The sequence below is a fragment of the Dermatophilus sp. B7861-1 genome, from assembly GCF_058996045.1.
The window spans coordinates 506,200-530,500 of the sequence record NZ_CM180082.1; the positions used below are offsets into that span (position 1 = coordinate 506,200).

Consider the following 24,301-nt stretch of genomic DNA (forward strand, 5'->3'; position numbering starts at 1 on the left):
GGACAGCCAGTTAGACCGGCCACCGTTCTTGCCGCCAAGCTGCGTGCCAAAACATCCATTCACATCGAGTAGCCATGATGTAGACCTCGCGCATGCGCGCACGTATTGCTGCGGTAGCTGTTATGGCAGCTTCATTCACTAAAGCTGAGGCATTCGCAGCAGCGGCGCTGAAGGCATCATCTTCGTAGGTGCTGATCCAATCGCCGTAAGGATGCCAAGCAAGATCCGTCTCATGGGGACGCGTAGCGCGTACGCGCGCGGCGAGTCTGCGACCGACATCGTCATAGACGCAGAAGCAAGGAAGCACAGCTGCTGACAGAGTTGCGTAGTTTCCACGGGTTGCTTCAGCCAGGAGAAAGCTCGTGTACATCATGCATGTGGGGGAGGGGGCGGGGAAGTTTTCTGCAGGGATGTGGGACAAATGTGAGTCGTGAAGAAGCTGTTCAGTCTCGAGAGACTCCGCAGCTGTTGTGGCCCAAAAAACGGAGGCTTTCCTGGTAGGTGCTATCGCTGACAGCATCGCCATGACTCGGCCGTAGTCGCGTAAATAGTGCGCGTCTTGGGCGAGGTATTCCACAAAAATGCTGCGTCCGAGGGTGCCATCAGCTAGGGCGTTGAGGAAGGGTAACCGGTCGATTTCTGCGCGGATGGTGGCAGTGTCTTGCCACCATTGTTGGGTGACAGTGGAGTCCATTAGTTCCACCAGGCGTGAAAGTGATGCACGGGGCCGTGGCCGTGACCGATGTCGAGGGCATCTGCGTGCTCGAGGGCGTGGGTAAGCCACGTTTTGGCGTGTGCTGCGGTGGTGTGCCAGTCGGGTTGTTGGGGGCGAAGAGCTGCCAAGGCCGAGGAGAGGCTGCACCCTGTGCCGTGGGTATTGGTTGTTGCTATGGCTGGTCCAGTCAGTTCACTGATTCCGGTTGCGTCGGTGAAGACGTCGACGGTGGTGTCGCTGGTGGTGGTGAGGTGGCCACCCTTGAGCATGACGGCGGTGGCGCCCAGGTCTAGCAGAGCGGTTGCTTGGTGCCGCATGGCTTCGATAGTGGTTGCGGGGGTGGTGTTGAGCAGGGTGGCTGCTTCGGGCAAGTTGGGGGTGATGACGTCGGCTAGGGGTATGAGGCGTTTGAGTGCCTCCAGAGTATTGGGGGCCATGAGGCTATCTCCGCTGGTGGCGACCATGACGGGATCGAGAACGATGTAGGCGGGGGGCTGTTGTTGGCGGGTCCGGCTTTTTTTGTAGGTGGTGAGTAAGTCTGTGACTTCAGTGGCGATGGCTGGGGTGGCGAGCATGCCGATTTTGATGCTGTCGATGTGGAGGTCGCTAGTGAGAGTGTTGAATTGGGCGCGGATGAAGTCGGTGGGGACGGGGTGTACGTCGGTGACTTTGCAGGTGTTTTGGGCGGTGAGCGCGGTGATGATGGTGCTTCCGTAAGCGCCTAGAGCCGAGAAGGTTTTGAGGTCGGCTTGGATTCCTGCGCCGCCAGAGGGGTCAGAACCAGCGATTGTCAGTGCGGTTGGGTGGGTGTTCATGGGGTCCCTTGAAGAAAACGGTTAGTGGGTGGCTGTGTGCCAGGCGGCGGCGAGTTCTTTTGCAGCTGAGTGCGGGTCGGGCGCGTTCATGATGGCGCTGACGACGCATAGTCCGTGGGCTCCGGCTGCGTGGACGGCCGGGGCATCGGCGGCGGTGATTCCGCCGATGGCTACGCCAGGCCACGGGGATCTGGCCATGATGCCGGCGAGTGTGGCCAAACCGGTGGCTGGTGCGTGTCCGGGTTTGGTGGTGGTGTCGCGGATGGGGCCTACGCCGATGTAGTCGAGTTGGGTCAGTGCCTCGGGGCCGTTGTTCATGGCGGCGGTGAGGTCATCAGGGTGGGTGATGGACAAGCCGAGGATTGCGTCGGGGCCCAGAATGGTGCGTGCTTCGGTGACGGGCATGTCGGATTGTCCTACGTGGGCGCCGTCGGCTCCGGTGGCGGCAACAAGGTGTACGCGGTCATTGAGGATGACGGGTATGCCGGTGCCGGTGAGTGTATGCACGACATTGCGGGCAAGTTCAGTAAAGGCGCGGTCTTCAGCGTGAGGATCACGTATTTGAACAATGGTTACCCCACCTGCGACGGCCTCTTGAACGATGTCGTGCAGGCGCCGTGAACCGGCCATTGTGGTGTCAGTGACGAGATAGACGGATAGGTCGAGGTTGGGGCGGGTCATGCGGGAATGGTTTCGGTGGTGATGTTGGTGCCGTTGGTGATGTGGTCAGCGGTGATGTTGTCGAGCGCGTCGAGTAGGTTGACGGCGAAGGATCCTGGTCCTGAGCTGTTTTCGGCTGCGAGTTCGCCCGCGATGTTCAGGTGGGTGGTGGCTGCGACTGCGGCGATGAGGGGGCTGGCTACTGAGGCGTATGCGGCCATAAGTGCTCCTAGAGAGCAGCCAGTTCCGATGACGCGGGCGAGCAAGGGGACACCATTGTTGCCTCGCACGATGGTGGTTTCCTCTGCAGTGGTGGTGACGAAGATGTCGGTGGCGCCGGAAACCGCGATGGTGGTTGCGTAGTGGCGTGAGGCGGTGATGGCTGCTTCGAGGGCGTCGTCGGTGGCAGCGGTGGAGTCGACTCCGCGTCCTCCTGCACCGCCAGTGAGGCCCATGATTTCGGAGGCGTTGCCGCGGATGATGCTGGGGGAGTGGGTGGCTAGCTCGCGAGCGATGTCGGTGCGCCAGGGCAGTGCACCTGCGGCAACGGGGTCAAGGACCCACGGGGTGTGTGCGCTGTGTGCGCCGTTGGCGGCTTCGCGCATGGCGGTGACGGTTTCTGCGTAGGGGGTGCCGAGGTTGATGAGCACTCCGGATGCGATGGTTGCGAAGGCGGCAGCTTCGTGGGGGTTATCGATGACGGCGGGGGCTGCGCCGGCGGCGAGGAGGATGTTGGCGGTGGTGTTGGCTACGACGATGTTGGTGAGGTAATGCACCAGAGGGCTGTTGGCGCGTAGGGCTTCGTGTGCGGTGGCGATGTGGTGGGGGGTGATGGGTTCTGCGGGCAGGGTGGTGATCATGGTGACGTCCCTTCGCTAGTGCGAGCTAGAGCAGGTTCCACGGGTGTTTCTCAGCCGTTGTGGTCGGCACCCCGCGTCGTGGGCAGCATATCGCCGTCAGGGGTGGGGGTTGGTGTGCGTGGAGTCATCGGGTAGAGGCGGGTGTTTGTCTGGGGCGTTTTCAGGTGATGGCCGTACGGTCGGTGGATCGAGTTGTGCGCAGGAGGGTGTTGTGGTTGCTGGTGTTGCTGCGGTGGTGGGATCGGGTCCTAATGGGTTGGCTGCTGCGGTGCATTTGGCACGTAGTGGTTTGGAGGTGAGGGTGTTTGAGGCTGCATCGGTGCCGGGTGGTTCGGTGCGTTCGGTGCCGTTGTTTGGGCAGGGGTCGGTGGTGGATGTGGGAGCTGCGGCGCATCCGTTTGGTGTATCTAGCCCCTTTTTTCGGGGGTGTGGTTTGGATAAGCATGGGTTGAGGTGGTTGCATGCGCCGGTTCCGTTGGCGCATCCGTTGGTGGGGCGTCCAGCGGTGGTGTTACAGCGTTCGTTGGGGCAGACGGCCGGTGAGTTGGGCCGTGATGGGGTGGCGTGGCGGCGGCTTTTAGGGCCGTCGGTGCGTGGATGGGATCAGGTGGTGGAGTCGTTTTTGGGCCCGGTGGTGCGGGTGCCGAGGTATCCGGTAACTATGGCTGGGTTTGGGGTTCGTGGGGTGTGGCCGGCGACGTTGTTGGGGCGCTCGCTGTTTTCTGGTGTGCAGGCTCGGGCGTTGTTTGCTGGGAGTGCGGCTCATGCGTTTGTGCCGTTGAGTAGGGCGTGTACGTCGGCGTTTGGGGTGGTGTTGTCGGCGGCGGGGCATGCGGTGGGGTGGCCGGTGGCTGAGGGGGGTTCGGGTGCGATTACGGCGGCGTTGGTTGCTGAGTTGGAGTCTTTAGGTGGTCAGGTGGTGACGGGGTGCCAGGTGGTGGATGTGCGGCAGGTGGGGGATGCGGATGTGGTGATGTTGGATGTGGGGCCGTGGGATGCGGTGCGTTTGGTGGGGGAACGCATGCCTTCGCGGGTGCGGCGGGCGTTGTTGCGGTGGCGGTATGGGGCTGCGGCGTACAAGGTGGATTATTTGTTGGATGGTCCGGTGCCGTGGGCTGATTCGCGGGTGAGTGGGGCTGGGACGGTGCATGTTGGTGGGACGATGGAGGAGATTGCGTGGGCTGAGGGTCAGGTGGCGGCGGGTCGGGTGCCGCAGCGTCCGTTTGTGGTGGTGTGTCAGCAGGGTGTTGCGGATGGTTTGCGTGCACCGGAGGGTAGGCAGGTTGTGTATGCGTATGCGCATGTGCCTTCGGGGGCTGATGGGCCTGGTGTTGGGCAGTTGATTGATGCGCAGATAGAGCGGTTTGCGCCGGGGTTTCGGGATCGGGTGGTGGCGCGGGTGGAGTCGGGGCCTAGTGCGCTGTCGGCGGCGAATCTCAATGTGGTGGGGGGGGACATTGTTGGTGGTGCTGCTTCGGGGTTGCAAGCGGTGTTTCGGCCGCGGGTGACGTTGCGGCCTTATGAGGTGGGTGTTCCTGGTGTGTATTTGTGTTCGTCGTCGACCCCGCCGGGGGGTGGGGTGCACGGTATGTGTGGGTTTTACGCGGCGGAGGCAGCGTTGCGTGACCTCCGCCGCCGGTGATGTTGGGTTAGGTGAGTTCGATGATGACGGGGGCGTGGTCGCTTGCGCCTTTGCCTTTGCGTTCGTCGCGGTCGATGTAGGCGTGGGTGACGCGGTTGGCCAGGGCGGGGGAGGCTAGTCCGAAGTCGATGCGCATGCCTTGGCGTTTGGGGAAGCGTAGTGATGTGTAGTCCCAGTAGGTGTAGACACCGGGACCGGGGGTGTGGGGGCGGACGACGTCGGTGAAGCCGGTGTCGATCATTGCTTGGAATGCTTCACGTTCGGGGGCGGTGACGTGGGTTTTTCCTTCGAAGAAAGACATATCCCAGACGTCTTCGTCGGTGGGGGCGACGTTCCAGTCTCCGGTGAGGAGGATCTGGGCGTGGGGGTTGTTTGTGAGCCAGTTTTCGCCGTTGTTGCGTAGGGCGCGCATCCAGTCGAGTTTGTACGTGTAGTGGGGGTGGTCGATTTCGCGGCCGTTGGGTATGTAGAGGGACCAGACGCGGATTCCGCAGCAGGTGGCGCCGATGGCGCGGGCTTCAGCGACGGGGTCGGGTTCGCCCCAGGTGGGCATGCCGTCGAATCCGATTTGTATGTCTTCGAGGCCGACGCGGGAGAGGATGGCCACGCCGTTCCATTGGTTGATTCCGTGGTGGGCGACGTCGTAGCCGGCTGCTCGGATGGGGTCGGCGGGGAAGGCTTCGTCTTTGACTTTGGTTTCTTGCACGGCCAAGACGTCGATGTCGTTGCGTTCGAGCATGGCGAGGAGTCGGTCCATGCGGGCGCGGATGGAGTTGATGTTCCAGAAAGCGATACGCACGGGGTCCACCCTAGGCCGGTGGGGTGGTTCTTGGTGTTGGGGTGCGGTGGTGTGGGGTTTATCCGCCGAGTACGGCGCGAGTGACGTCGGTTTGGTTGTGCAAGAGAGCGGCGATGGCTTGTTGTGCGGTGTTGATGCGTTCTACGGCGGCGGATACCTCATCGAGGGTGCTGCTGACGTTGGTGGCGTCTGATTGGATGCGGCCGACTTTGAGGTTGACTTCGTCTGTGGCGCCAGAGGTTTCGTGTGCGAGTTCTTTGACTTCGTTGGCGACGACGGCGAAGCCTTTGCCTGCTTCTCCGGCGCGGGCGGCTTCGATGGTGGCGTTGAGGGCCAGTAGGTTGGTTTGTTCAGCGATGGCGGTGATTGTTTTGACGACGGCGCCGATTTCGGTAGAGCTGGTGTCGAGTTCTTTGATGATGCGTCTGGCGTCGGTGGTGATGCGGGCTGCTTCGTCGGCGATGGTGCGTGCTGAGTGGACTTCTTTTTCGACTTCGGCGATGGAGTCGAGTAGGTGTGTTGCTGCTTCGGAGATGCGTTGGGTGCCGCGGATGCGTTCGATTGCGTGGGAGACGAGGAATGCGGTGTTGCGTAGGGCTTCGCGGCGGGTGTCGTTGAGGTCGATTGTGCGGGTGGCGAAGAAGTCCATGGTGCCAACTACTTTGTTGTCGACGACGATGGGCAGGCAGACGCCGGAGCGGACGCCGGCTCGTTGGGCGGCGGGAGCGCGGACGCAGTCGGTGACTTGGCCTAGGTCGGGTTCGTAGACGAGGTTGTTGCTTGCCCAGGTGCGTCCGGCGACTCCTACTCCTTTGGCGAAGGTGGAGTTGTGGGTGACTTGGCGGAATTCTTCGCCAGCGTCGCCGGATTCTATGACGAAGCGCAGCACGTTTTCTTTTTCGTCGAGTCCCCAAAAAGATCCGTATTCCCAGTTGAATTCGTGTCGAATGGTGTCGAGGGCTGTTTGGATTGCTGTGGATTCTTCAGTGGTTTGGGTGACTTCGCGCAGAACGGAGTTCACGGCGTTGGCGCTTTGGGCTTGTTCTTGGCTGATGGCGGAGTATCGAATTCGTTCGAGTGCGGTGGAGAGAAGATCGCCGATGCATTTGAGTAGTTCGATGCGGCGTTCGGTGATGATCCAGGGCGTGTAGGCGAAGAATGACAAGACCCCGTAGATGCGGCCTTGGTGGCTGATCGGCAGTCCGATATGGGTGGCGCCGATGGGGGCGCTGGGGCCGAAGAAGTGGCGCAGAATGGTCGCTTCGTTCTCTTCAATGATGATTTCGTGTCGTTCCCAGGCGCGTCCGAGCACTCCTTCGCCTTTGGCGAGGGTGAGTTTTTCTCCAGGGGCTGGTTCGAGAGAAGGGTCTCGGTGTGAGGAGGCATCCATGATGAGTTTGTTGGTGTCGTGGTTGACGCGCCAGACGCTGCAAAGGTCCCAGCCCAGGGCACAGCATGCGGCGTTGATTGCTGCGCAGGCTGCTTCTTCATACCCGTGAGATGTTTCCAGGGCTGCCATCACGGTTCGTAGAACTGCGATTTCGTCGTCCTGGGGCGGCAGGGGCTCGGTGACCTGTGGAGGTTTGTTGAAGAGCGCGCGCATTCTTCCTCGTTCCGGGAGAGGTTCTTTGAGGTCCTTTCGGTCGTCAGGGGTGTCCTCTGAGGGCTACTGGGGGAGTGGAACGGAGTTTATGGGCGAGTAAGTAAGGCGGAATTGTGATGTTTTCGTTGGGGCGAGTTTCTTTGTCTGGTGTTGTTTTTGTGGTGGTGGATCCGATTATTTTCGGGGCGGTTTGGTCGATATGAGCAGTGACTGCCGCGCCTCATTGCCAGGGCAAGAGGATGGGTGGCGGGCGTAGCACGGGACGATCCGTGTTTGGGACTCACGCATCGGAGATGTTGACATGGCATTCTCAACTGACGCTGTAAATCGAGCGCAACAAACGAATCGTCGTCGTGGAGTACGGCCAAGAATTTTGCTGGTGGGAGCAATTGGCGTAATTGGCGCTTTGCTTTTGTCGATGACTTCGTTGGTGGCGCTGAATAATGTCACTTCTGCCTCACAAACGATGTCCAAAGCGGCGACGGCGCGGGTTGTTGCGTGGCGAATTGCCCAGGCGCTTTCGGAGTTGAATGGTCAGCAGAACGGGTATGTCATTGAGGCTTTGCCTACTGAGGCCCCGCCGGTGAGTGATACGGCTGGTTCGCGGAAGGCTTATGTGAAAGCCGTAGGGCAGATGGATCAGGTGTTGGCCCAGGCTGATGAGGTTTTTGATGACCCCGCGCAGCAGGAGCTGTTGGGCAAAGTGAAGAGTGCTTACGGTGACTGGAAAAACAACGACGCCAAGGTTGTTTCTGCGTTGCTGTTGAAAACGGCTGCTGGCAATAAAGAAGCCAGTGCTCTGGCCACTGATCAGGCTGGCGTCATCATGGATGAGCTCCGGGCTTCGTCGGACAAGTTGAATAGCCTTGCTAAACAGAATTTTGAGGAAGCCCAGGCGGCTGTGCTGAGTGCGCGTACTTTTGCGATATGGGTGGGACTGCTGGTTCTTGTTGTTGTTGCGGTGGTAGTCGGTGTTCTGGCTATGCGGATCAGTGGGTCGATTATTGCTTCGGTGCAGGGAGTGCTGGCTTCGGTGGAGGCGATTCGTCGTCGAGATTTGAGTGTGCCTAGCGTCCGTAAGACGAATGATGAGTTGGGCGACATGGCTGAGGCGATCGAAGAGACGCGTTTGTCTTTGCGTGAGGTGATGTCGAGGGTGGCGGATGCTTCGAGTTCGGTCGCGGCTGCTTCTGAGGAGCTGACTGCCACTGCCTCGCAGGTGCGTTCGTCTTCGGAGGTGTCTTCGCGTCAAGCGGGGATGGCTGCTCAGTCAGCAGCTTCGGTCTCTGAAAGTGTGGGGACTGTTGCTGCAGGCACGGAGGAGATGACGGCGTCTATTCGCGAGATCGCCCAAAATACGACTGATGCTGCGGCTGTTGCTGCTTCAGCTGTGCAGGTAGCCGACCAGACTAACGCCACGGTCGCCAAACTTGGTGAGTCGAGCTTGGAGATTGGTGAGGTTATTAAAACAATCACGAGTATCGCTGAGCAGACGAATCTTTTGGCGCTCAATGCCACGATTGAGGCGGCTCGTGCTGGTGAGGCAGGTAAGGGTTTCGCTGTGGTTGCTAATGAGGTGAAGGATCTAGCCCAAGAGACGAGCCGGGCCACAGATGATATTGGGCGCCGAGTAGAGCAGATCCAGCTGGATACCCAGGCTGCAGTGTCTGCGATTGCTGAGATCAGCGGAATCATTGCTTCCATTAATGACACACAGTCCACGATCGCTTCGGCTGTGGAGGAGCAAACGGCGACGACGAATGAGATGAGTCGTTCCGCCTCGGAAGCGGCTGCGGGTACCAGTGAGATCTCTTCGGGGATTCAAGAGGTATCGGCGGCTGCTGAAGACACCAATGAGGCGGTTTCTTCGACGGTGCAAGCGGCGGAGGAGCTTTCCCGTCGGGCGACGGAGCTGCAGCAATTGGTGGATGGATTCAGTATCTGAGGTTGCTCTTGGGTTGAGGAATGCGCCATAGCGAACGTCGCAGCAGATAGTTTCTGCTGCGACGTTCGCTATGTAGGTAGGTGGGGGTGATCTCGCACGTACGCTGATCGGTATGACCGAGAACTCTTCATGTCATGGCGACCTGGCTGCTGTGATTCCTCCAGCGGAGGCTGCGCAGGTGCGGGCAGAGCTGTTGGAATTTATTAAGGAGAAGGCAATTGTCTTGGGCAAGGTGACGTTGTCTTCGGGGAAAGAGGCCGATTATTACGTTGATTTGCGTCGGATCACCTTGGATGCGCAGGCTGCCCCGTTGGTAGGTGCGGTGATGCTGGACTTGACCTCGCAGCTGGATTTCGATGCGGTTGGCGGGTTGACGATGGGTGCTGATCCGGTGGCGACGGCGATGCTTCATGCTGGTGCCCACCGTGGTATTCGGCGGGATGCTTTTGTGGTCCGTAAAGCGGAGAAAACGCATGGTTTGCAGCAGCGTATTGAGGGGCCCTCGATCGCTGGTCGTAAGGTGCTCGTAGTAGAAGACACCTCTACCACGGGTGGTTCACCGTTGACAGCGGTAGAGGCGGTTCGTCAAGCCGGTGCTGAGGTTGTTGGCGTTGCTGTTATCGCTGATCGTTCTTCTGGTGCCGCTGAGCGGATTAGGAAAGAGGCGGGCGTTCCGTACTTCTATGCGTATGGTCTTGAGGACCTCGGCTTGGCCTGATGTTCGGCCTCGGTGAATAGCGTTTTCCCTCGGTAGGATGAGGTGAGCGAACTCGCAGGCTGCAACGCGATTGTGTTGTGGCCTGCGCTGGTATTGCGCGTTGCTTGTTAACACCGAATTCAAGGGGAGTTGCCCATGGTTGTCCTTCTTCTGCTCATCCTCATCGTGGTGGGGGTTGTCGTGTATGGAATCTCGACCAACAACAAGTTGATGCAGGCACGCAACTTGACGGAGGAGTCGTGGCGCCAGATTGATGTCGAGCTCAAGCGTCGGCATGATCTCATTCCCAACCTGGTTGAGACGGTGAAGGGATACGCTGCTCACGAGGGTGACACGTTGCAGCAGGTTATTGAGGCTCGTAACAAAGCTGTCAGTGCTGGCCCTTCGGCTGGTCAGGCTACGCAGGCTGAGGGTGAGCTCTCCTCGGCTCTGGGTCGTTTGATGAGTATCAGTGAGGCTTACCCGGATCTGAAGGCAAACAACAACTTCACCGAACTGCAGCGTGAACTCTCTGCCACCGAGGACCGGATCGCTTCGGGGCGTCGCTACTACAACGCCACGGTGCGTGATCTGAACACGATGGTTGACTCTTTCCCCTCGAGCTTCTTCGCTAAGCGGGCTGGCGTGGCCAAGGCAGACTACTTCGAGGCAGAGACGGCCGCGAAGAACGCCCCGACGATCAACTTTGGTCAAGGTGGCGGCACGATTGCTGGCCCAGGTCAGGGAGGGCCAGCTGCTGCGCAGGCGGCGCCGCAGCCTCCAGCCGTGGGGACTCAGCAGCCAGGACAGCTTTCTGGGTATGACCCAAACCAGGGGCTAGGGCAGAACTACACGCCGAGCCCAATTCAGGACAAGCGCCCAGGCGAGCAGTGATTCGGTAACACGTTTTCTGGCGCGGGGTGGCTCACCGTTGGTGAGTCACCCCGCGCCAGTGTGAGTGCATGGTGCGAGTTGAGCAGATGAGGAGGGCAGCATGAGTTCGGATGATGCGCGCGGGGTTGGGGTGGGGCCGTGGCCTGGTGGTGAGGTGGCATGGCCTCGAGATGCTGAAGGTGAGGTGGCCTGGCCGTATGACGCCGCGCTTCTCGCTGAAGGAGATCGCCGGAATGTGGTTGATAGGTACAGATATTGGCGGCATGAGGCAGTGGTTGCTGATTTGGACTCACGGCGCCATGGGCTGCATGTAGCTGTGGAGAACTGGGAGCACGATTTCAATATCGGTTCGGTGATTCGCACTGCGAATGCGATGAATGTGGCGGCGTTCCATATTGTTGGACGGCGTCGTTGGAATCGGCGGGGTGCGATGGTGACGGACCGATACCAGCATGAGTTTCATCATGGTGATGTGGCGGCGTTGCAGCAGTGGGCGGCTCAGCAGTCAGATGGAGCCGGGGGTGTAGGGATTCCGCTTATTGGAATCGATAATGTTCCGGGATCGGTGCCGATTGAGACGTACTCGTTGCCGCAGCGGTGTGTGATGTTGTTCGGGCAAGAAGGTCCTGGTTTGACGGATGCGGCTGTGTCGGCGTGTGACGTCATCTTGGATATCGCCCAATTCGGTTCTACTCGTTCGATGAACGCCGGAGCTGCGGCAGCGATTGCCATGCATGCTTGGGTTAGGGCGCATGTGTTTGGGCAATCGGTGGCTGGGTGAGGTTCGCCACGATTGGTGGTAGTGCGTGCACGTCGCCGCGTGACAGACAGTGGGAGTGCCAGAAAGGTTCTGGTGGTCGGCTCTAGGATGGTTGGAGTCAACACTCGACTGCAAGGAGAGTCACGTGCCCATCGCAACCCCGGACGTATACGCGGAGATGCTCGACAAGGCTAAGGCGGGCTCCTTCGCCTACCCAGCCATCAATGTCTCGTCTTCTCAGACTTTGAATGCTGCTATCCGAGGCTTTGCCGAGGCTGGTTCGGACGGCATCATCCAGGTCTCCACGGGTGGTTCGGAGTACTTCTCCGGCCCGACGATCAAGCACATGGTGACGGGTTCGTTGGCGATGGCTGCGTTCGCGCAGGAGGTCGCTAAGAACTATGACGTCAACATTGCGTTGCACACCGACCACTGCCCCAAGAACAAGCTGGATGGCTTTGTGCGTCCGCTGCTTGAGGCTTCTACGGAGAAGGTGAAGAAGGACGGTCTTCCGTACTTCCAGTCGCACATGTGGGATGGTTCGGCGGTTCCGCTGGAAGAGAACCTGCAGATCGCGCAGGAACTGTTGGAGAAGGCTGCCGCTGCACGGGTCATCCTTGAGGTGGAGATCGGTGTCGTTGGTGGTGAAGAAGATGGCGTTGTTGGTGAGATCAACGACAAGCTGTACACCACCCCTGAAGACGCGATTGCCACGGTTGAAGCGTTAGGCTTGGGGGAGAAGGGCCGTTACATGGCTGCGCTCACGTTCGGTAACGTGCACGGCGTTTACAAGCCTGGCAACGTCAAGCTCCGCCCGGAGATTTTGAAGCAGGCTCAGGACGCTATCGTCGCCAAGTTCGGTGACGCCCAAGGCGACAAGCCACTGGACTTGGTGTTCCATGGCGGGTCGGGCTCCACTGAGCAGGAGATTTCCGATGCAGTGGATTACGGCGTTGTGAAGATGAATGTTGACACTGACACTCAGTACGCGTTCACTCGCCCGATTGCTGGCTGGATGATGAGCAACTACGAGGGTGTTCTGAAGATTGACGGTGAGGTAGGCAACAAGAAGCAGTACGACCCGCGTGCGTGGGGCAAAGCTGCTGAAGAGGGTATGGCCGCCCGCGTTGTTGAGGCGTGTGAAAACCTGCGTAGCGCAGGTAAGTCGCTTAAGTGAGGTGACGCGGAGATAACGGTTGTTTTCTCCGTATGTGGTAGCGGGCCGTGAGATTTCCTAGGGAAAGGATTCTCACGGCCCGCTCTTTACGTTGTTATTGGCGTCAGTTAATGATCGATTTTTACGCCTGTTACGGCCTGGCGAGTGCCAGCATCAACTTTGGCTGGGTCAACAGTGAGAGTGACGCGGCGCCCGCTTTCACTGGTATAGCTGCACATATCGTCTTCGCAGGCGGTGCGTAGGAGCGCGCCTTTAGGAGAGCTAGAGGTGAGTTTGTCGACCACTCCGGCGGTGGCGTAGGTGTTCATAGCGCCTTTGTCGCCAGCGTTCCACGCTTGAACGAGGGATTCTGTGTAGTCACCTGCTGAGGTGGGTAGCGTGCCGATTTGTGTGTTAGCTCGTCCGCTGTTTTTGGTGGAGGTTTGCGCGCTGCGAAGTTCGTCAGCTGGGTGAGTGTGCTGTGTGGGGCTGGTGCTGCTGGTTTTAGTTGGTGTGGGTGTGGGGGTGGTGCTGGGGGTGACAGGTGCGCTGGTTGATGCCGAAGGGGTGGAAGTGGAGGCTACGTTGTGGGTGTCTGCCTGATTGCTGCATGCAGAGAGAGCGGCAAGGGCGGTGGCCGCAATAGCGATCACTGCGCCTGTAGACAGTTGGCGTTTCATGATCTTCTTCTTCCTTGCTCGGCTAGGCCGGTTGGCTTCTCTTCCTGATCGGCTGTGAGGGGCGATTTCTCAGATAACTGCGCCTGGTGTGATCGGGTATTGAAGCCGGTGAGTAGTGGCCGGGGCATGACCACGCATGAGGTAACAAACTCAGAGTAGAAGGGAAAAAGTGATCGTCCATTTATTAATCCCTCTTGAAACCATATTGTTTTCACATTGTTGCTTTTCTTCAGCGTTGTTGAGGCGAAGGCGAGTGGGTGTTGTCAGCGAGCCAGGGCGTGTTTTTGTGGGTGGCAGTGCGGATCGTGTTCATTCCTGAGCGTGTGTCTCACACGGTAGGGTTGAATATCGCGAGTGCACGCATATGTGCGCTTGTCGCTGTGGCTTTGTAAGGCTCGCGCTGTCCTCCTCGCCTTGGGTGGGGGAGTTGAGCGGCGCAGGCGCCCGCCAGCAGCCTGACCACGGGTGGCCCAGCGTTTGTAGCCATGTGGCTGAGTTCGGTCAGGAGATGAGAGACGTGAGGAGAGTGGCCCGATGCCTGCAATTGTGCTGATCGGTGCCCAATGGGGTGACGAGGGTAAAGGCAAGGCCACCGATCTGCTCGGTGACCGCACCGATGTGGTTGTGAAGTTTAACGGTGGCAACAATGCAGGCCACACGGTGGTGATTGGCAAAGAGAAATATGCGCTGCACCTTCTTCCCAGCGGGATTCTGTCTGAAGGTGTGACGCCGGTCATCGGTAACGGTGTCGTGGTGTCTTTGCCTGTGTTGTTCGAAGAACTCGATGCGTTGAATGCGCGCGGTGTGGATACATCGCTATTGAAGGTCTCAGCGAATGCGCACGTGATTCCTTCTTACAACGTCACCTTGGACAAGGTGAATGAACGCTTCTTGGGCAGCCGAAAGATCGGCACAACTGGTCGAGGTATTGGCCCGTCGTACGCGGACAAGATGAGCCGGGTCGGTATTCGTGTCCAGGATTTGTATGACGAGTCGATTCTGCGGCAAAAAGTAGAGGCCGCACTCGTTATCAAGAACCAAACATTGGTGAAGATTTACAACCGCCGCGCGATCGAAGTTGAACAGGTCGTGCAGGAGTTGTTGAGCTATGCCGAGCGTCTGCGCCCGATGGTCTGTGACACCTCCCTGGTGATCGCGCAGGCTCTAGATGAGGGCAAGACGGTGGTCTGTGAAGCAGGACAGGCCACGATGCTCGATGTTGATCACGGCACATACCCCTATGTGACAAGTTCTAACGCGACAGCTGGTGGCGCATGCACCGGCGCGGGTTTGCCTCCTACACGCGTGGATCGTGTGGTTGCCGTAATTAAGGCGTTCACGACTCGTGTGGGCGAAGGCCCGTTCCCCACGGAGCTGCATGACGAGGTCGGGGACCGGCTACGCATCATCGGTGGCGAGTTCGGTACCACCACAGGACGCCCCCGCCGGATCGGCTGGCAGGACGCAGTAGTAGGCCGCTACGCCCAACGCATCAATGGCGTCACCGACTTTGTGATGACCAAACTGGACAACTTGTCCGAGTTCGACGAGATCCCTGTCTGCGTCGCCTACGAGGTTGACGGAGTACGGATGGACGAGATGCCAGCTAGTCAGTCGGACTTCCACCACGCAACACCCGTCTACGAGACTCTTCCGGGCTGGAAGTCTGATATCAGTGGCGCTCGCACGTTCGAGGAGTTGCCGAAGAACTGCCAGGACTACGTCCTCTTCGTTGAGAAGCAGATCGGTGCTCGTATTTCCGTTATCGGTGTGGGCCCGGGCCGTGATGAGGTCATCGTCCGCCACGACCTGATCTAAGAAGGAGCGCATCCGTGGCACGCAGCAATTCCACAAACACCTCTGAAATCGGGGACTGGGTCGACCGCCTCGCTGATGAGGTCATCGAGACCGCTACCGCACGTAAGCCCGGTGAGAAAATCGTATGTGCTTCCGGGCTCAGCCCATCGGGCCCCATTCACCTGGGCAACCTGCGTGAAGTGATGGTGCCGCACCTGGTGGCAGATGAGATCCGCCGCCGTGGCTACGACGTCGAGCACATCATCAGCTGGGACGACTACGACCGCTATCGCAAGGTGCCGTTCGGTGTTGAAGGCATCGACGAGTCGTGGGCCGAGCACATCGGTAAACCGTTGACCAGCGTTCCTGCGCCCCGCGGCAGCCAATACCCGAACTGGGCTGAACACTTCAAAGCAGCGATGACCGAATCGCTGGGCCACTTGGGTGTGCAGTTCCGTGGCATCAGCCAGACAGCTCAGTACACCTCGGGGGTGTATGTCGAGGCCATCCTGCACGCAATGGAGCACCGCGCTGAGATCGACGCGGTCCTGGCTCGATACCGCACCAAAGTAGACCCGCAAGCCGCAGCCGAAGTCGCCCGCGCTGAGGGAGCAGACGAGGCTGAGGTAACGGCAGTGGAGGGCTCTGGTGCCGCTAGCGAGGATGACGGTTCTAGCGCGGGAGACTACTACCCGTTCAAGCCGTACAGTCTGGCCTTCGGTACCGACAATACGCAGGTCACCAGCTATGACCCACAGAGCACGCTTCTGACGTACACCGCTACTGGTCCCAATGGGGAACAGGTAGAAGAGAGCATGCACCTTAACGCGGACTTCCGCGGCAAGCTTGTCTGGAAGGTCGACTGGCCCATGCGGTGGGCACACGAGGGCGTCGATTTTGAGCCCTCAGGTGTCGATCACCAGAGCCCGGGATCGTCGTGGGTAGTGGGTAAGGACATCGCGCCAATTTTCGGTGCGCAGCGTCCGATTGGCCCGATGTACGCGTTCGTCGGTATTGCCGGTATGGCCAAGATGAGCTCTTCTAAAGGCGGTGTGCCCACCCCGGCAGATGCGCTCAGCATCATGGAACCGCAGCTGTTGCGGTGGATGTATGCCCGTCGTAAACCGAATCAGTCTTTCCAGGTCGCCTTCGACGCCGAAATTCAGCGTCTATACGATGAATGGGATGCGCTTGGCCGCAAAATTGGCACAGACAAAGCCCAGCCCGGCGATTTGTTGGTGTACAAACGATCCATCGGCACCGCCGCTGGTGAACTACCCCGCACAGAACGCCCCTTGCCGTATCGAGCGATTGCTTCCACAGCGGACATCACCGGCGGTAACCCCGAGCAGATGCAGCGCATCCTTGGGGCGATGATTGCTTCTGGCGAGCCGGAGCTGGGTTCTTTGGAGGAGCTGCAGCCGCGGTTAAGCAAAGCTATGAAATGGGTCGAAACCCAGATGGCTCCAGAAGATCGCACCCAGGTGCGCAGCGAACCCGACACCGAACTGCTTGCCTCGCTTGATGAAGCACAGCGTGAGTCGTTGGCCCTGCTCGCAGACAAGCTCGAAGAGGACTGGTCTTTGGAAGGGCTGACCACACTCGTCTATGGGGTCCCGAAGTTGCAGGCGGGGCTACCAATTCATGAGAAAAAGCTCCCGCCGGAGGTTAAGACGGCGCAGCGCTCGCTGTTCGCGCTTTTGTACCGCCTGCTGATTGGCAGCGAGACAGGGCCACGCCTACCGACGTTGTTGCTCATCGTGGGTCCGGAAAAAATCCGCACTCTCATAGGGCACTAAACCTTTTGGGATGAAATAAACGATTCCGCCGCCTGTACACAAAGCGTGTACAGGCGGCGGAATCGTTTATTTCATCAGCGCAGGCGTAGAACGTGCATCCGGTGAGCAGCGCGAGTGAGGGCGACGTAGAGCACCCGTTCCCCACCGGGAGATTCCGTGACGATTCCGTCTGGATCTACGACGATGGTGGCGTCGTATTCGAGGCCTTTAGTGGTCATGGCATCGAGGATTTGCACTCGACGAGTCACACTGGCTTCGTCAGTGAGAGTGTTTTCTTCTAGCGCGGTGGTCAGCGCCGATGCCCAAGTGCTGGGCGTAATAACAGCAATCGAACCGTCCACTTCGCTTCCCAGTTGTGTAATGGCTTGAGTCACGGCACTGACCACGGTAGCGGTGTCTTCCTCAGGGCTGGTTGTTTCAAGTGATCGCTGTACAGGCTCAATGCCAGTGATCCGGACGGCGTTGGGGATGTCTGCATCAGGCATCACCTCGCGGATCAGTTCAGCGGCGACATCGAATATTTCTTTGGCATTGCGGTAGTTCGTTGTCATGTGGAAGTGGCGGCGGGGGCCAGTGCCAAAGGCTTCTTCTTGGGCAGCCTGCGCCTCCTGCGCATCTGGCCAGGATGCTTGCGCTGCGTCACCGACAACGGTCCAGCTCGCCCACCGACCTCGTCGTCCGATCATTTTCCACTGCATGGGGGAGATGTCTTGGGCTTCGTCGATAAGGACGTGAGCAAACTCATCGACAGCACCAATACGTCCTTGCAAGAGGATGTCGCGTCGGTCTTCAGGGGTCAGGCAGGCAGCGTCTCGGGCTGTGCGCTCGCGGTAGGGGGATTCATTCGAGGTTGTGTAGGCACGCAGTTGTCCGGCAGCGACGGCTTCTGCTTCGGCATCTTCGAGAAGTTCTACTTCGTAGAAGCCGCGTTCGGCGTCATCTTTTTCGGGGACGAGTCCGATTTTGGGGGAGATTGCGTCGATGAGGGCGATGTCGGCGACGGACCAGGTAGCGGTGTCTAAGGCAGTTTGGATTGATGCGGTGTAGGCATGGAGTTCTTCGGCGGTGAATAGGTCATGGCCGTAGCGGTGGGCGCGTTCTGAGTCCCCGGTCCAAAGCAGTACTTCGCGTGGGTCGACGGGGCGCCACCACGTTTCGAGGAAGGTGTCGACGTCACCGTTTTCATTGAAGCGTTCGTTGAAGTCTTCGCGTTCGCCTTCGCGTACCTGTTCCCAGGCGAGCTGGTTGAGGGCTAGGCGTGCTTGACGGGCTGAGGTGTTGCGTTGGCTGCGTTTAAGGATGGTGGCGCGCAGGCGGTCGAGTTCGTCTTTTTCGATGCGGATGGGGTGTCCGGCAACGAAGGTGCGTAGTTGAGTGGGGGCTCCTGGGATGCTGTCGCGGACGGCGCGGTTGAGGAAGGTCGCCATTTTGCTGGAGCCTTTGACATGGGCGGCAGTGGCGGTGTCTAGGCGGGTGGCGGAGAGGGTTTCGTTGACGTCGCCGAGGGATCGTAGGGAGACGGAGTTTTCGCCCAGGGAGGGCAGGACGCGTTCGATGTAGGCGGTGTATGCGGCGGAGGGGCCGATGACGAGGACGCCGCCGCCTTCGTATTTGCGGCGGTCGGAGTAGAGGAGGTAGGCGGCGCGGTGAAGGGCGACGACGGTTTTTCCGGTGCCGGGTCCTCCGGTGATGCTGGTGACGCCTCGTGCTGCGGCACGGATGGCTTCGTCTTGGTGGGCTTGTATGGTGGCGACAATGTCGCGCATGCCTCCGGTGCGGGAGCGGCTGAGGGCGGCTAGGAGGGCGCCTTCGCCTAGGACAGGCATGTTTTCGGGGGGTTGGGTGACCATGAGGTCGTCTTCGGCGCCGATGATGGTGCGTCCGCGGCTGCGTAGGACGCGGCGGCGCACAACTTGCATGGGGTCGGTGGGGGTGGCGCGGTAGAAGGGGGCTGCTGCGGGGGCGCGCCAGTCGATGACGAGGGCTTCGTAGTCGTTGTCGCGTACGCCTAGGCGGCCGATGTAGCGGATTTCGTGGTCGGTGTCGTTGATGGGGGCGCCGGGTTCGCGGGGGTCGTCTTCTGTGGGTTCTTTGGGCATGGAGTGATCCATGTCTAGGCGTCCGAAGACGAGGCCTTCGTCTTGGCGTTCGAGGTTGGCGCGTCGGCGTCCTGCGTTGTAGACGAGAGCGTCTCGTTCGAAGAGGCCGGCTACTTCTTCGTCGCGGATGTCTCCGGTGCGGTCGGTGCGTCCGCGTGACATTCCTTCGGTGGCGACGAGATCGGCGCGGGTGCGTGCGGCGTCGAGGTGTGCGTACACATTGTCGACGTAGGCCTGTTCGGTGGCCAGTTCGTTGTTGAGGATGTCGTCGGTTGCGCCGTTTTCGCGTTGGTTCACGTGACCGCCTGTCGCTGTGAGCTGTGGGGGTGGAGTGCTTCGCGCGGGATGTGTTGTGTCCGCGTGAGAGCGAAGGGGGTCAAGTTTAGGGGGTTAGATCCAGCCGCGGCGAGCGGCTTGAGCGCCAGCTTGGAATCGTGTTGTGGCGCCGAGGTGGGTGAAGAGGTTATGGATGCGGCGTTCGATGGTGCGTACGGATTGGCCGGTGATTTCGGCGATGGTGGTGTCGGTGGCGCCGGAGGCTAAGAGTGCCAGGATGCGGTGGGTGTTGGGGTCGAGGTTGGGGGCTCCGCGTGATGGTGCGGGTAGGGCGAGGGACCAGAAAGTGTCGAAGAGGGAGTGGCAGGCCAGGATGCGGCGGTGGTTGCGGATGAGGAGGGAGTTGGTGGTGTGGTCGTCGTAGGTGGATAGGTCTAGTAGGGCGAGGTCATTGTCGGCGATGAGCACAGTGATGGGTATGCGGTCGAGGATGCGGATGGCGTCGTGGCGGTTGCCGCTGTGTTGGAGGGTATTGAGGGTTTCTGGGTAGGTGAGGATGGAGGGTTCGAAGATGAGTTGGGTGATGCGGTGGGTGGGTCGGGTGGGGGTTAGGTGGGGGTGGGGAAAGTAGCGGCTGGTGTTGGCGGCGTTGTCGAACAGTCCGATGACGTGTCGTCGTGCGGTGGTGAAGATGTGGTTGGCGATGAGGGTGATTTCGTCGGGGTGGGTCAGGGGGACTTCTGGTGTGGGGTGTTCGAGTATGTCGTTGAGGGTTCGGGGGTGGGTGGGTGTGGGGTTCATGGTTTCTATTGTGGTGGTGCGTTTTTGGGCTTGGGCGGTGTTTGGTGGCGCGGGGAGCCGTCTACGCTGGGGGCGTGAAGATCCTGATCCTGGGTACGGGGGCGCGGGAAGCTGCGCTCGTTCGCGCGTTGTCGGCTGATGCGTCGGTTGATGCTTTGCATGTTGCTCCGGGTAATCCGGGGATGGAGGCGCTGGCTATGCGTCATCCGTTGCCGGGTGGGTTGAGTGATGTTGCGGGTATGGCTGAGTTGGCGTCTGAGTTGGGCGTGGATTTGGTTGTGGTGGGGCCTGAAGTGCCGTTGGTGGCTGGTGTTGCTGATGCGGTGCGTGCTGCGGGGATTGCCTGTTTTGGTCCGGGTGCGCAGGCGGCTCGTCTTGAAGGTAGTAAGGCTTTCGCTAAGGATGTGATGGCTGCTGCTGGAGTGCCGACGGCTGGGGCACGGGTGTGTGCTTCTGTTGCTGAGGTGGAGGCGGCGTTTGATGTTTTTGGCGCGCCGTATGTGGTCAAGGATGACGGTTTGGCTGCGGGTAAGGGGGTGGTGGTTTCTTCGGATCGTGATGTGGCACTTGAGCATGCGCGTGCGTGTGTGCAGGTTGAGGGTGGCCGGGTTGTGGTTGAGGAGTTCCTTGATGGCCCGGAGGTGTCGCTGTTCTGTTTATGTGATGGCGTGAATGTGGTTCCGTTGGAGCCTGCTCAGGATTTCAAGCGGGCATACGACAACGATGAGGGCCCGAACACTGGTGGTATGGGTGCTTATTCTCCCTTGCCGTGGGCGCCTGCGGGGTTGGTGGATGAGGTAGTGGCGCAGGTGGCGCAGCCAACGGTTGATGAGATGGCGCGTCGTGGTGCTCCTTTTGTGGGGTTGCTGTATGTAGGGCTTGCGTTGACCAGTAATGGCACACGGGTGGTGGAGTTCAATGCCCGTTTCGGTGATCCGGAGACGCAGGTGGTGTTGGCGCGGTTGGCGACGCCGTTGGCGAGTGTGCTGATGGCGGCGGCCACGGGACGTCTGGGTGAGATGGAGCCGTTGCGGTGGCGTTCGGAGTCTGCTGTCACTGTGGTTGTGGCGGCGGAGAATTACCCGGCTTCTCCGGTGACGGGGGATGTGATCGAGGGGCTTGATTCTTCGGTGTTTGTAGAGGCTGGGGAGTCTGGCCCGTATGTGTTGCATGCGGGTACGGCTGCTGGTGAGGGTGGTGTTGTTTCGGCAGGTGGCCGTGTGTTGAGCGTTGTTGGTTTGGGTCAGGATCTGGCAGCTGCGCGTGATGTTGCGTATGCCGGTGTTGAGTCGATTGGGTTGCGGGGCGGGCATCACCGCAGCGACATTGCTGTTGCCGCAATTGAGGGTCGTGTGATGGCCGGTGGCGCTGATGCTGCTGGCGCAGGATTGGAGAGCTGAGCAGGTATGGGTGCTTACACGCCGGGAACGGCTTTGGATGGTTTTACGCACGTGTATTCGGGCAAGGTGCGTGATTTGTATGCGCCGTTGGATCCGGTGACGGGTGAGCCGCGATCGGATCAGGTGCTGCTTGTTGCCTCTGACCGTATTTCTGCATTCGATTACGTGTTGGATAGTGATATCCCTGACAAGGGTCGAGTGTTGACGCAGATGTCGCTGTGGTGGTTTGAGCAGTTCGCTGATTTGGTTCCTAACCATGTGGTTTCCACCGATGTGCCTGAGCAGGTGCAGGGTCGGGCTGTGTTGGTCAAGCGTCTGGAGATGTTGCCGGTGGAGTGCATCGGTCGGGCGTATCTGACAGGCGGTGGTTTGGCGGAGTATCAGCAGGTGGGAAGTGTGTGTGGTGTGGCGTTGCCTGATGGTTTGGGTGAGGCTTCGAAGTTGCCGGAGCCGATTTTCACGCCGACGACCAAGGCTCCGTTGGGTGAGCATGATGCGCCGATGACGTTCTCGCAGGTTCAGGAGGAGATCGGTGAGGCGTTGGCAGAGAAGGTCCGTGATTTGACTGTCGCGATTGTTAAGCGTGGCAATGAGATTGCGGGGGAGCGGGGCATCCTTGTGGCAGATACCAAGGTGGAGTTTGGTGTCGAGGGTGTGGATGCTGATGGAGTTCCGAATGTGATTTTGGCTGATGAGCTTTTGACTCCGGACTCCTCGCGCTTTTGGCGGGCTCAGGAGTGGACTCCGGGGCAGGCACAGAAATCGTATGACAAGCAGTTTGTGCGGGATTGGTTGCTGTCACCGGCTAGTGGCTGGGATCGCCGTAGTGGTCAGGTTCCTCCGGCATTGCCGGAGGAGGTTGTTGAGGCAACGCGGGCTACGTATGTAGCTGCTTATGAGGCGTTGACGGGAGTCACGTTCGTGTGAGTGTGATGGCGGGCGGTTTAACTTCGTGGTTATTTCGGTTAGACCGCCCGCCATACTGATGGGGTAGGCGGTTCGGGGGAGGGGGCGTCTTCGTGTGCCCCGATGGGTGCGGCGGTGGCGCTCAGGCGTCGGGTTTCTTCTTCCCCGCGCATCCCGGTGGGGAATGAGGCGCGCAGGATGCGGCGGCGTAGTTCTTCTTCGGGTAATGCAACTGCTGAAGCGACGATCACTACGTTGCCGAACCGGCGTCCGCGTAGTACGTCATGGGTGCTGATCATGACGGCGTGGCTTAGACCGGCGCTGGCAGCGGTGGCGACCATGCGGGCTGCGTAGGCTAGGCCGGGTTTGTCGGGCACGTTGAATGCTGCGAGTCCGGCGGTGCGCAATACTCGCGCAATCTGATTCCAGAACGTAGATGTGGCCAGTGGTGCAGGGATGCGTCCGGCGGCGAAGGCGTCGACAACGAGTAAATCTGCGCTGTCATCGGCGAGGGCAGTGATGCCATCTTGTCCGAGCTGTTCTCTCACGCGGATGCGGTGCCCGCGGGGCAGGGGGAGTTCTTCGCGGATTCGTGCGGTGACGTCTGCTCGGGGCTCGAGCACAATCTGGGGGGATCCTGGGCGGGTGTATTCGATGTAGCGGGGCAGGGTTAGGCCTGCGCCGCCGATGTGTGTGGTGGTGATCTTCCCGATGGGCAGCACATCGACTACGGCGGCGAGTTGCTGCATGTATTCGAAGGGGATGAGGCCAGGGTCAGCAGTGTGGACGTAGGACTGGGGGAACCCATCGATCATGACGGTGACTCCGCCGAGTTCGTCAGGGATGAGTTCGAAGGTGTCGGTGGTTTCTGTGCCTGGGTCGGTAGTGCGGTCGAGCACGTCGGTGTGAGAGGGGGCCAAGGTGGTGTTTGTGCGGGCTGTGGCCTGGGTTGTTGTGAGTCGTGCGCCGCGGCGTGTGGAACGTCTGCCCATCACTGCATCGTACGCCGCGCAGCTTGGGAAGCCCTGAACAGTGTTCGCGTGCCGGGCGGGTTGGTGGAGGATGAGGAGGTGTTTGTGTCGATGGCTGTCACAGGGTGATGGGCTGTGCATGTGGAGGGTTTTGCTATGGGGCGTCGGGTAGACCCAGTTGTTGGACATGAAGCATTAGTGAAGTGGCGTGACCAGGTTGAGCAGGATGGCTCACTGCAGCAGGAGCGTCCTATGCAGGTGAATAGGTCATTGGTGGCGACGGCGGTGCGATATTCCTTAGAGGAGCTTGGTCAGCGGCATCCTGGGCACAGTGTGGAGGTGCGGGTGCCGCCGTTTGGGGTGGTGCAGTGTGTGCAGGGGCCTCGGCACACACGGGGAGTTCCTCCGAATGTGGTGGAAATGGATGCGCAGACGTGGCTAGGGCTGGTGGTGGGGCAGCTGTCGTGGGAGCACATGTGCGCCGCGGGTCGCGTGTCGGCTTCGGGTGAGCGTTCTGACTTATCGGGGATGTTGCCGCTGTTTGCGTGATGGCCAACAGGTGCATTGTTGGGGTGTTGTATGTAAGTCAAGCAGCGGCGCAGCGTCGGTTGTCGGGTCCTGAATTGGGCTGCGGGTCCACGTAGGCTGGGGGTGTGAATGCTGAGCAGACTCCACCTACTGATGATGAGTCCACTGATGCCTCCGGTCAGCCTGTGCCTCAACCGGTGACTTTCTCGGGGCAAGATCCGATCATTACTGCGCGGATGCGTGTTCGCAGGTCACCGCGGTATGGGCGGTTTATTGGTGTGGGGTTTATCTGCGGGATGCTGATTGGTCTTCTTCTTGATTTCTATGCCCCTATCTGGGCTGGTGGGGTTTCGGGCGGGGCAGTGCAGTACAGCGATACGTCGATGACGATGTTCGTTGTCGCTGTGATTGGTCTTGTTGGTGCTTTCCTGGGGTGCGTGCTGGCTTTGGCTCTTGATCGTAAGGGCTGAAGGGTACGGATCTGCCCACGAAGAAATT

The 24,301-nt window shown here is 59.8% G+C and carries 22 protein-coding genes and 1 riboswitch; of the genes, 12 read left to right on the top strand and 10 right to left on the bottom strand.

Annotated features, from left to right (window positions below):
- Positions 1-10 precede the first annotated feature (10 nt).
- The 4 genes from AC2T9U_RS02095 to thiM all read right to left on the bottom strand — a co-directional run bounded on the left by AC2T9U_RS02095 (position 11) and on the right by thiM (position 3,050).
- Entirely contained in the window at positions 11-694 is a 684-nt protein-coding gene (locus AC2T9U_RS02095) for a TenA family protein (protein WP_493696497.1), read from the bottom strand.
- On the bottom strand, positions 694-1,530 hold the full coding sequence (gene thiD, locus AC2T9U_RS02100; protein ID WP_493696498.1) for a bifunctional hydroxymethylpyrimidine kinase/phosphomethylpyrimidine kinase: 837 nt from the start codon (positions 1,528-1,530) through the stop codon (positions 694-696). The genes AC2T9U_RS02095 and thiD overlap by 1 nt, the downstream gene beginning before the upstream one ends.
- A 21-nt stretch (positions 1,531-1,551) precedes the next feature.
- Entirely contained in the window at positions 1,552-2,211 is a 660-nt protein-coding gene (gene thiE, locus AC2T9U_RS02105) for a thiamine phosphate synthase (RefSeq protein ID WP_493696499.1), read from the bottom strand.
- The gene (gene thiM / locus AC2T9U_RS02110; RefSeq protein WP_493696500.1) at positions 2,208-3,050 is read right to left on the bottom strand and encodes a hydroxyethylthiazole kinase; all 843 of its coding nucleotides are present in this window, start codon (positions 3,048-3,050) and stop codon (positions 2,208-2,210) included. The genes thiE and thiM overlap by 4 nt, the downstream gene beginning before the upstream one ends.
- A riboswitch (TPP riboswitch) is annotated at positions 3,041-3,134 on the bottom strand. Its footprint overlaps the gene before it by 10 nt.
- A gap of 61 nt (positions 3,135-3,195) precedes the next feature.
- Here thiM and AC2T9U_RS02115 point away from each other — a divergent pair.
- Positions 3,196-4,692: a phytoene desaturase family protein gene (locus AC2T9U_RS02115; RefSeq protein WP_493696501.1), complete on the top strand. Its 1,497-nt coding sequence runs from the start codon at positions 3,196-3,198 to the stop codon at positions 4,690-4,692.
- 7 nt (positions 4,693-4,699) lie between these two features.
- Here AC2T9U_RS02115 and AC2T9U_RS02120 read toward each other — a convergent pair whose 3' ends face one another.
- Together AC2T9U_RS02120 and AC2T9U_RS02125 are read right to left on the bottom strand one after the other, a co-directional pair.
- Positions 4,700-5,491 carry an exodeoxyribonuclease III gene (locus AC2T9U_RS02120; protein WP_115031280.1) on the bottom strand — a complete coding sequence of 264 codons (792 nt, stop codon included), beginning with the start codon at positions 5,489-5,491 and terminating at the stop codon, positions 4,700-4,702.
- 58 nt (positions 5,492-5,549) lie between these two features.
- Positions 5,550-7,094, bottom strand: a complete 1,545-nt coding sequence (locus tag AC2T9U_RS02125) for a GAF domain-containing protein (RefSeq protein ID WP_493696502.1) — start codon at positions 7,092-7,094, stop codon at positions 5,550-5,552.
- A 301-nt stretch (positions 7,095-7,395) separates the two neighbouring features.
- Here AC2T9U_RS02125 and AC2T9U_RS02130 point away from each other — a divergent pair, with 301 nt between their 5' ends.
- The 5 genes from AC2T9U_RS02130 to fbaA all read left to right on the top strand — a co-directional run bounded on the left by AC2T9U_RS02130 (position 7,396) and on the right by fbaA (position 12,567).
- Positions 7,396-9,039 carry a methyl-accepting chemotaxis protein gene (locus AC2T9U_RS02130; protein ID WP_493696503.1) on the top strand — a complete coding sequence of 548 codons (1,644 nt, stop codon included), beginning with the start codon at positions 7,396-7,398 and terminating at the stop codon, positions 9,037-9,039.
- Between the two features lie 112 nt (positions 9,040-9,151).
- Entirely contained in the window at positions 9,152-9,757 is a 606-nt protein-coding gene (gene pyrE, locus AC2T9U_RS02135; protein WP_493696504.1) for an orotate phosphoribosyltransferase, read from the top strand.
- 135 nt (positions 9,758-9,892) lie between these two features.
- On the top strand, positions 9,893-10,630 hold the full coding sequence (locus tag AC2T9U_RS02140; RefSeq protein ID WP_115031272.1) for a LemA family protein: 738 nt from the start codon (positions 9,893-9,895) through the stop codon (positions 10,628-10,630).
- A 100-nt stretch (positions 10,631-10,730) separates the two neighbouring features.
- A complete protein-coding gene (locus tag AC2T9U_RS02145) occupies positions 10,731-11,411 on the top strand; it encodes a TrmH family RNA methyltransferase (protein WP_493696505.1) in 681 nt (226 codons plus the stop codon).
- Between the two features lie 124 nt (positions 11,412-11,535).
- Positions 11,536-12,567 carry a class II fructose-bisphosphate aldolase gene (fbaA, locus tag AC2T9U_RS02150; protein ID WP_115031268.1) on the top strand — a complete coding sequence of 344 codons (1,032 nt, stop codon included), beginning with the start codon at positions 11,536-11,538 and terminating at the stop codon, positions 12,565-12,567.
- A gap of 107 nt (positions 12,568-12,674) precedes the next feature.
- On the opposite strand, the gene AC2T9U_RS02155 is transcribed toward fbaA, so the two are convergent.
- Entirely contained in the window at positions 12,675-13,226 is a 552-nt protein-coding gene (locus AC2T9U_RS02155; RefSeq protein ID WP_115031266.1) for a hypothetical protein, read from the bottom strand.
- A 534-nt stretch (positions 13,227-13,760) separates the two neighbouring features.
- On the opposite strand from AC2T9U_RS02155, the gene AC2T9U_RS02160 reads away from it, so the two are divergent.
- Together AC2T9U_RS02160 and AC2T9U_RS02165 are read left to right on the top strand one after the other, a co-directional pair.
- Positions 13,761-15,044, top strand: a complete 1,284-nt coding sequence (locus AC2T9U_RS02160; protein WP_493696506.1) for an adenylosuccinate synthase — start codon at positions 13,761-13,763, stop codon at positions 15,042-15,044.
- 14 nt (positions 15,045-15,058) lie between these two features.
- Positions 15,059-16,822, top strand: coding sequence for a lysine--tRNA ligase (locus AC2T9U_RS02165; RefSeq protein ID WP_493696507.1), 1,764 nt, complete (start codon positions 15,059-15,061; stop codon positions 16,820-16,822).
- A 74-nt stretch (positions 16,823-16,896) separates the two neighbouring features.
- On the opposite strand, the gene AC2T9U_RS02170 is transcribed toward AC2T9U_RS02165, so the two are convergent.
- Complete coding sequence (locus AC2T9U_RS02170; RefSeq protein ID WP_493696508.1) at positions 16,897-19,218, bottom strand: HelD family protein; 2,322 nt, start codon at positions 19,216-19,218, stop codon at positions 16,897-16,899.
- Between the two features lie 93 nt (positions 19,219-19,311).
- Complete coding sequence (locus AC2T9U_RS02175; protein WP_493696509.1) at positions 19,312-19,998, bottom strand: helix-turn-helix transcriptional regulator; 687 nt, start codon at positions 19,996-19,998, stop codon at positions 19,312-19,314.
- Positions 19,999-20,072: 74 nt separating this feature from the next.
- On the opposite strand from AC2T9U_RS02175, the gene purD reads away from it, so the two are divergent.
- Together purD and AC2T9U_RS02185 are read left to right on the top strand one after the other, a co-directional pair.
- Positions 20,073-21,398 carry a phosphoribosylamine--glycine ligase gene (gene purD / locus AC2T9U_RS02180; RefSeq protein ID WP_493696510.1) on the top strand — a complete coding sequence of 442 codons (1,326 nt, stop codon included), beginning with the start codon at positions 20,073-20,075 and terminating at the stop codon, positions 21,396-21,398.
- 6 nt (positions 21,399-21,404) lie between these two features.
- A complete protein-coding gene (locus AC2T9U_RS02185) occupies positions 21,405-22,325 on the top strand; it encodes a phosphoribosylaminoimidazolesuccinocarboxamide synthase (protein WP_493696511.1) in 921 nt (306 codons plus the stop codon).
- Between the two features lie 38 nt (positions 22,326-22,363).
- Here the strand turns inward: AC2T9U_RS02185 and AC2T9U_RS02190 are convergent, their stop codons facing one another.
- The gene (locus AC2T9U_RS02190) at positions 22,364-23,296 is read right to left on the bottom strand and encodes a spermidine synthase (RefSeq protein ID WP_493696512.1); all 933 of its coding nucleotides are present in this window, start codon (positions 23,294-23,296) and stop codon (positions 22,364-22,366) included.
- Between the two features lie 135 nt (positions 23,297-23,431).
- Here AC2T9U_RS02190 and AC2T9U_RS02195 point away from each other — a divergent pair, with 135 nt between their 5' ends.
- Together AC2T9U_RS02195 and AC2T9U_RS02200 are read left to right on the top strand one after the other, a co-directional pair.
- Positions 23,432-23,824, top strand: a complete 393-nt coding sequence (locus tag AC2T9U_RS02195) for a sterol carrier family protein (protein WP_493696912.1) — start codon at positions 23,432-23,434, stop codon at positions 23,822-23,824.
- Between the two features lie 104 nt (positions 23,825-23,928).
- Positions 23,929-24,273 carry a magnesium transporter gene (locus AC2T9U_RS02200; protein ID WP_147279234.1) on the top strand — a complete coding sequence of 115 codons (345 nt, stop codon included), beginning with the start codon at positions 23,929-23,931 and terminating at the stop codon, positions 24,271-24,273.
- The last annotated feature ends 28 nt before the right edge of the window (positions 24,274-24,301 follow it).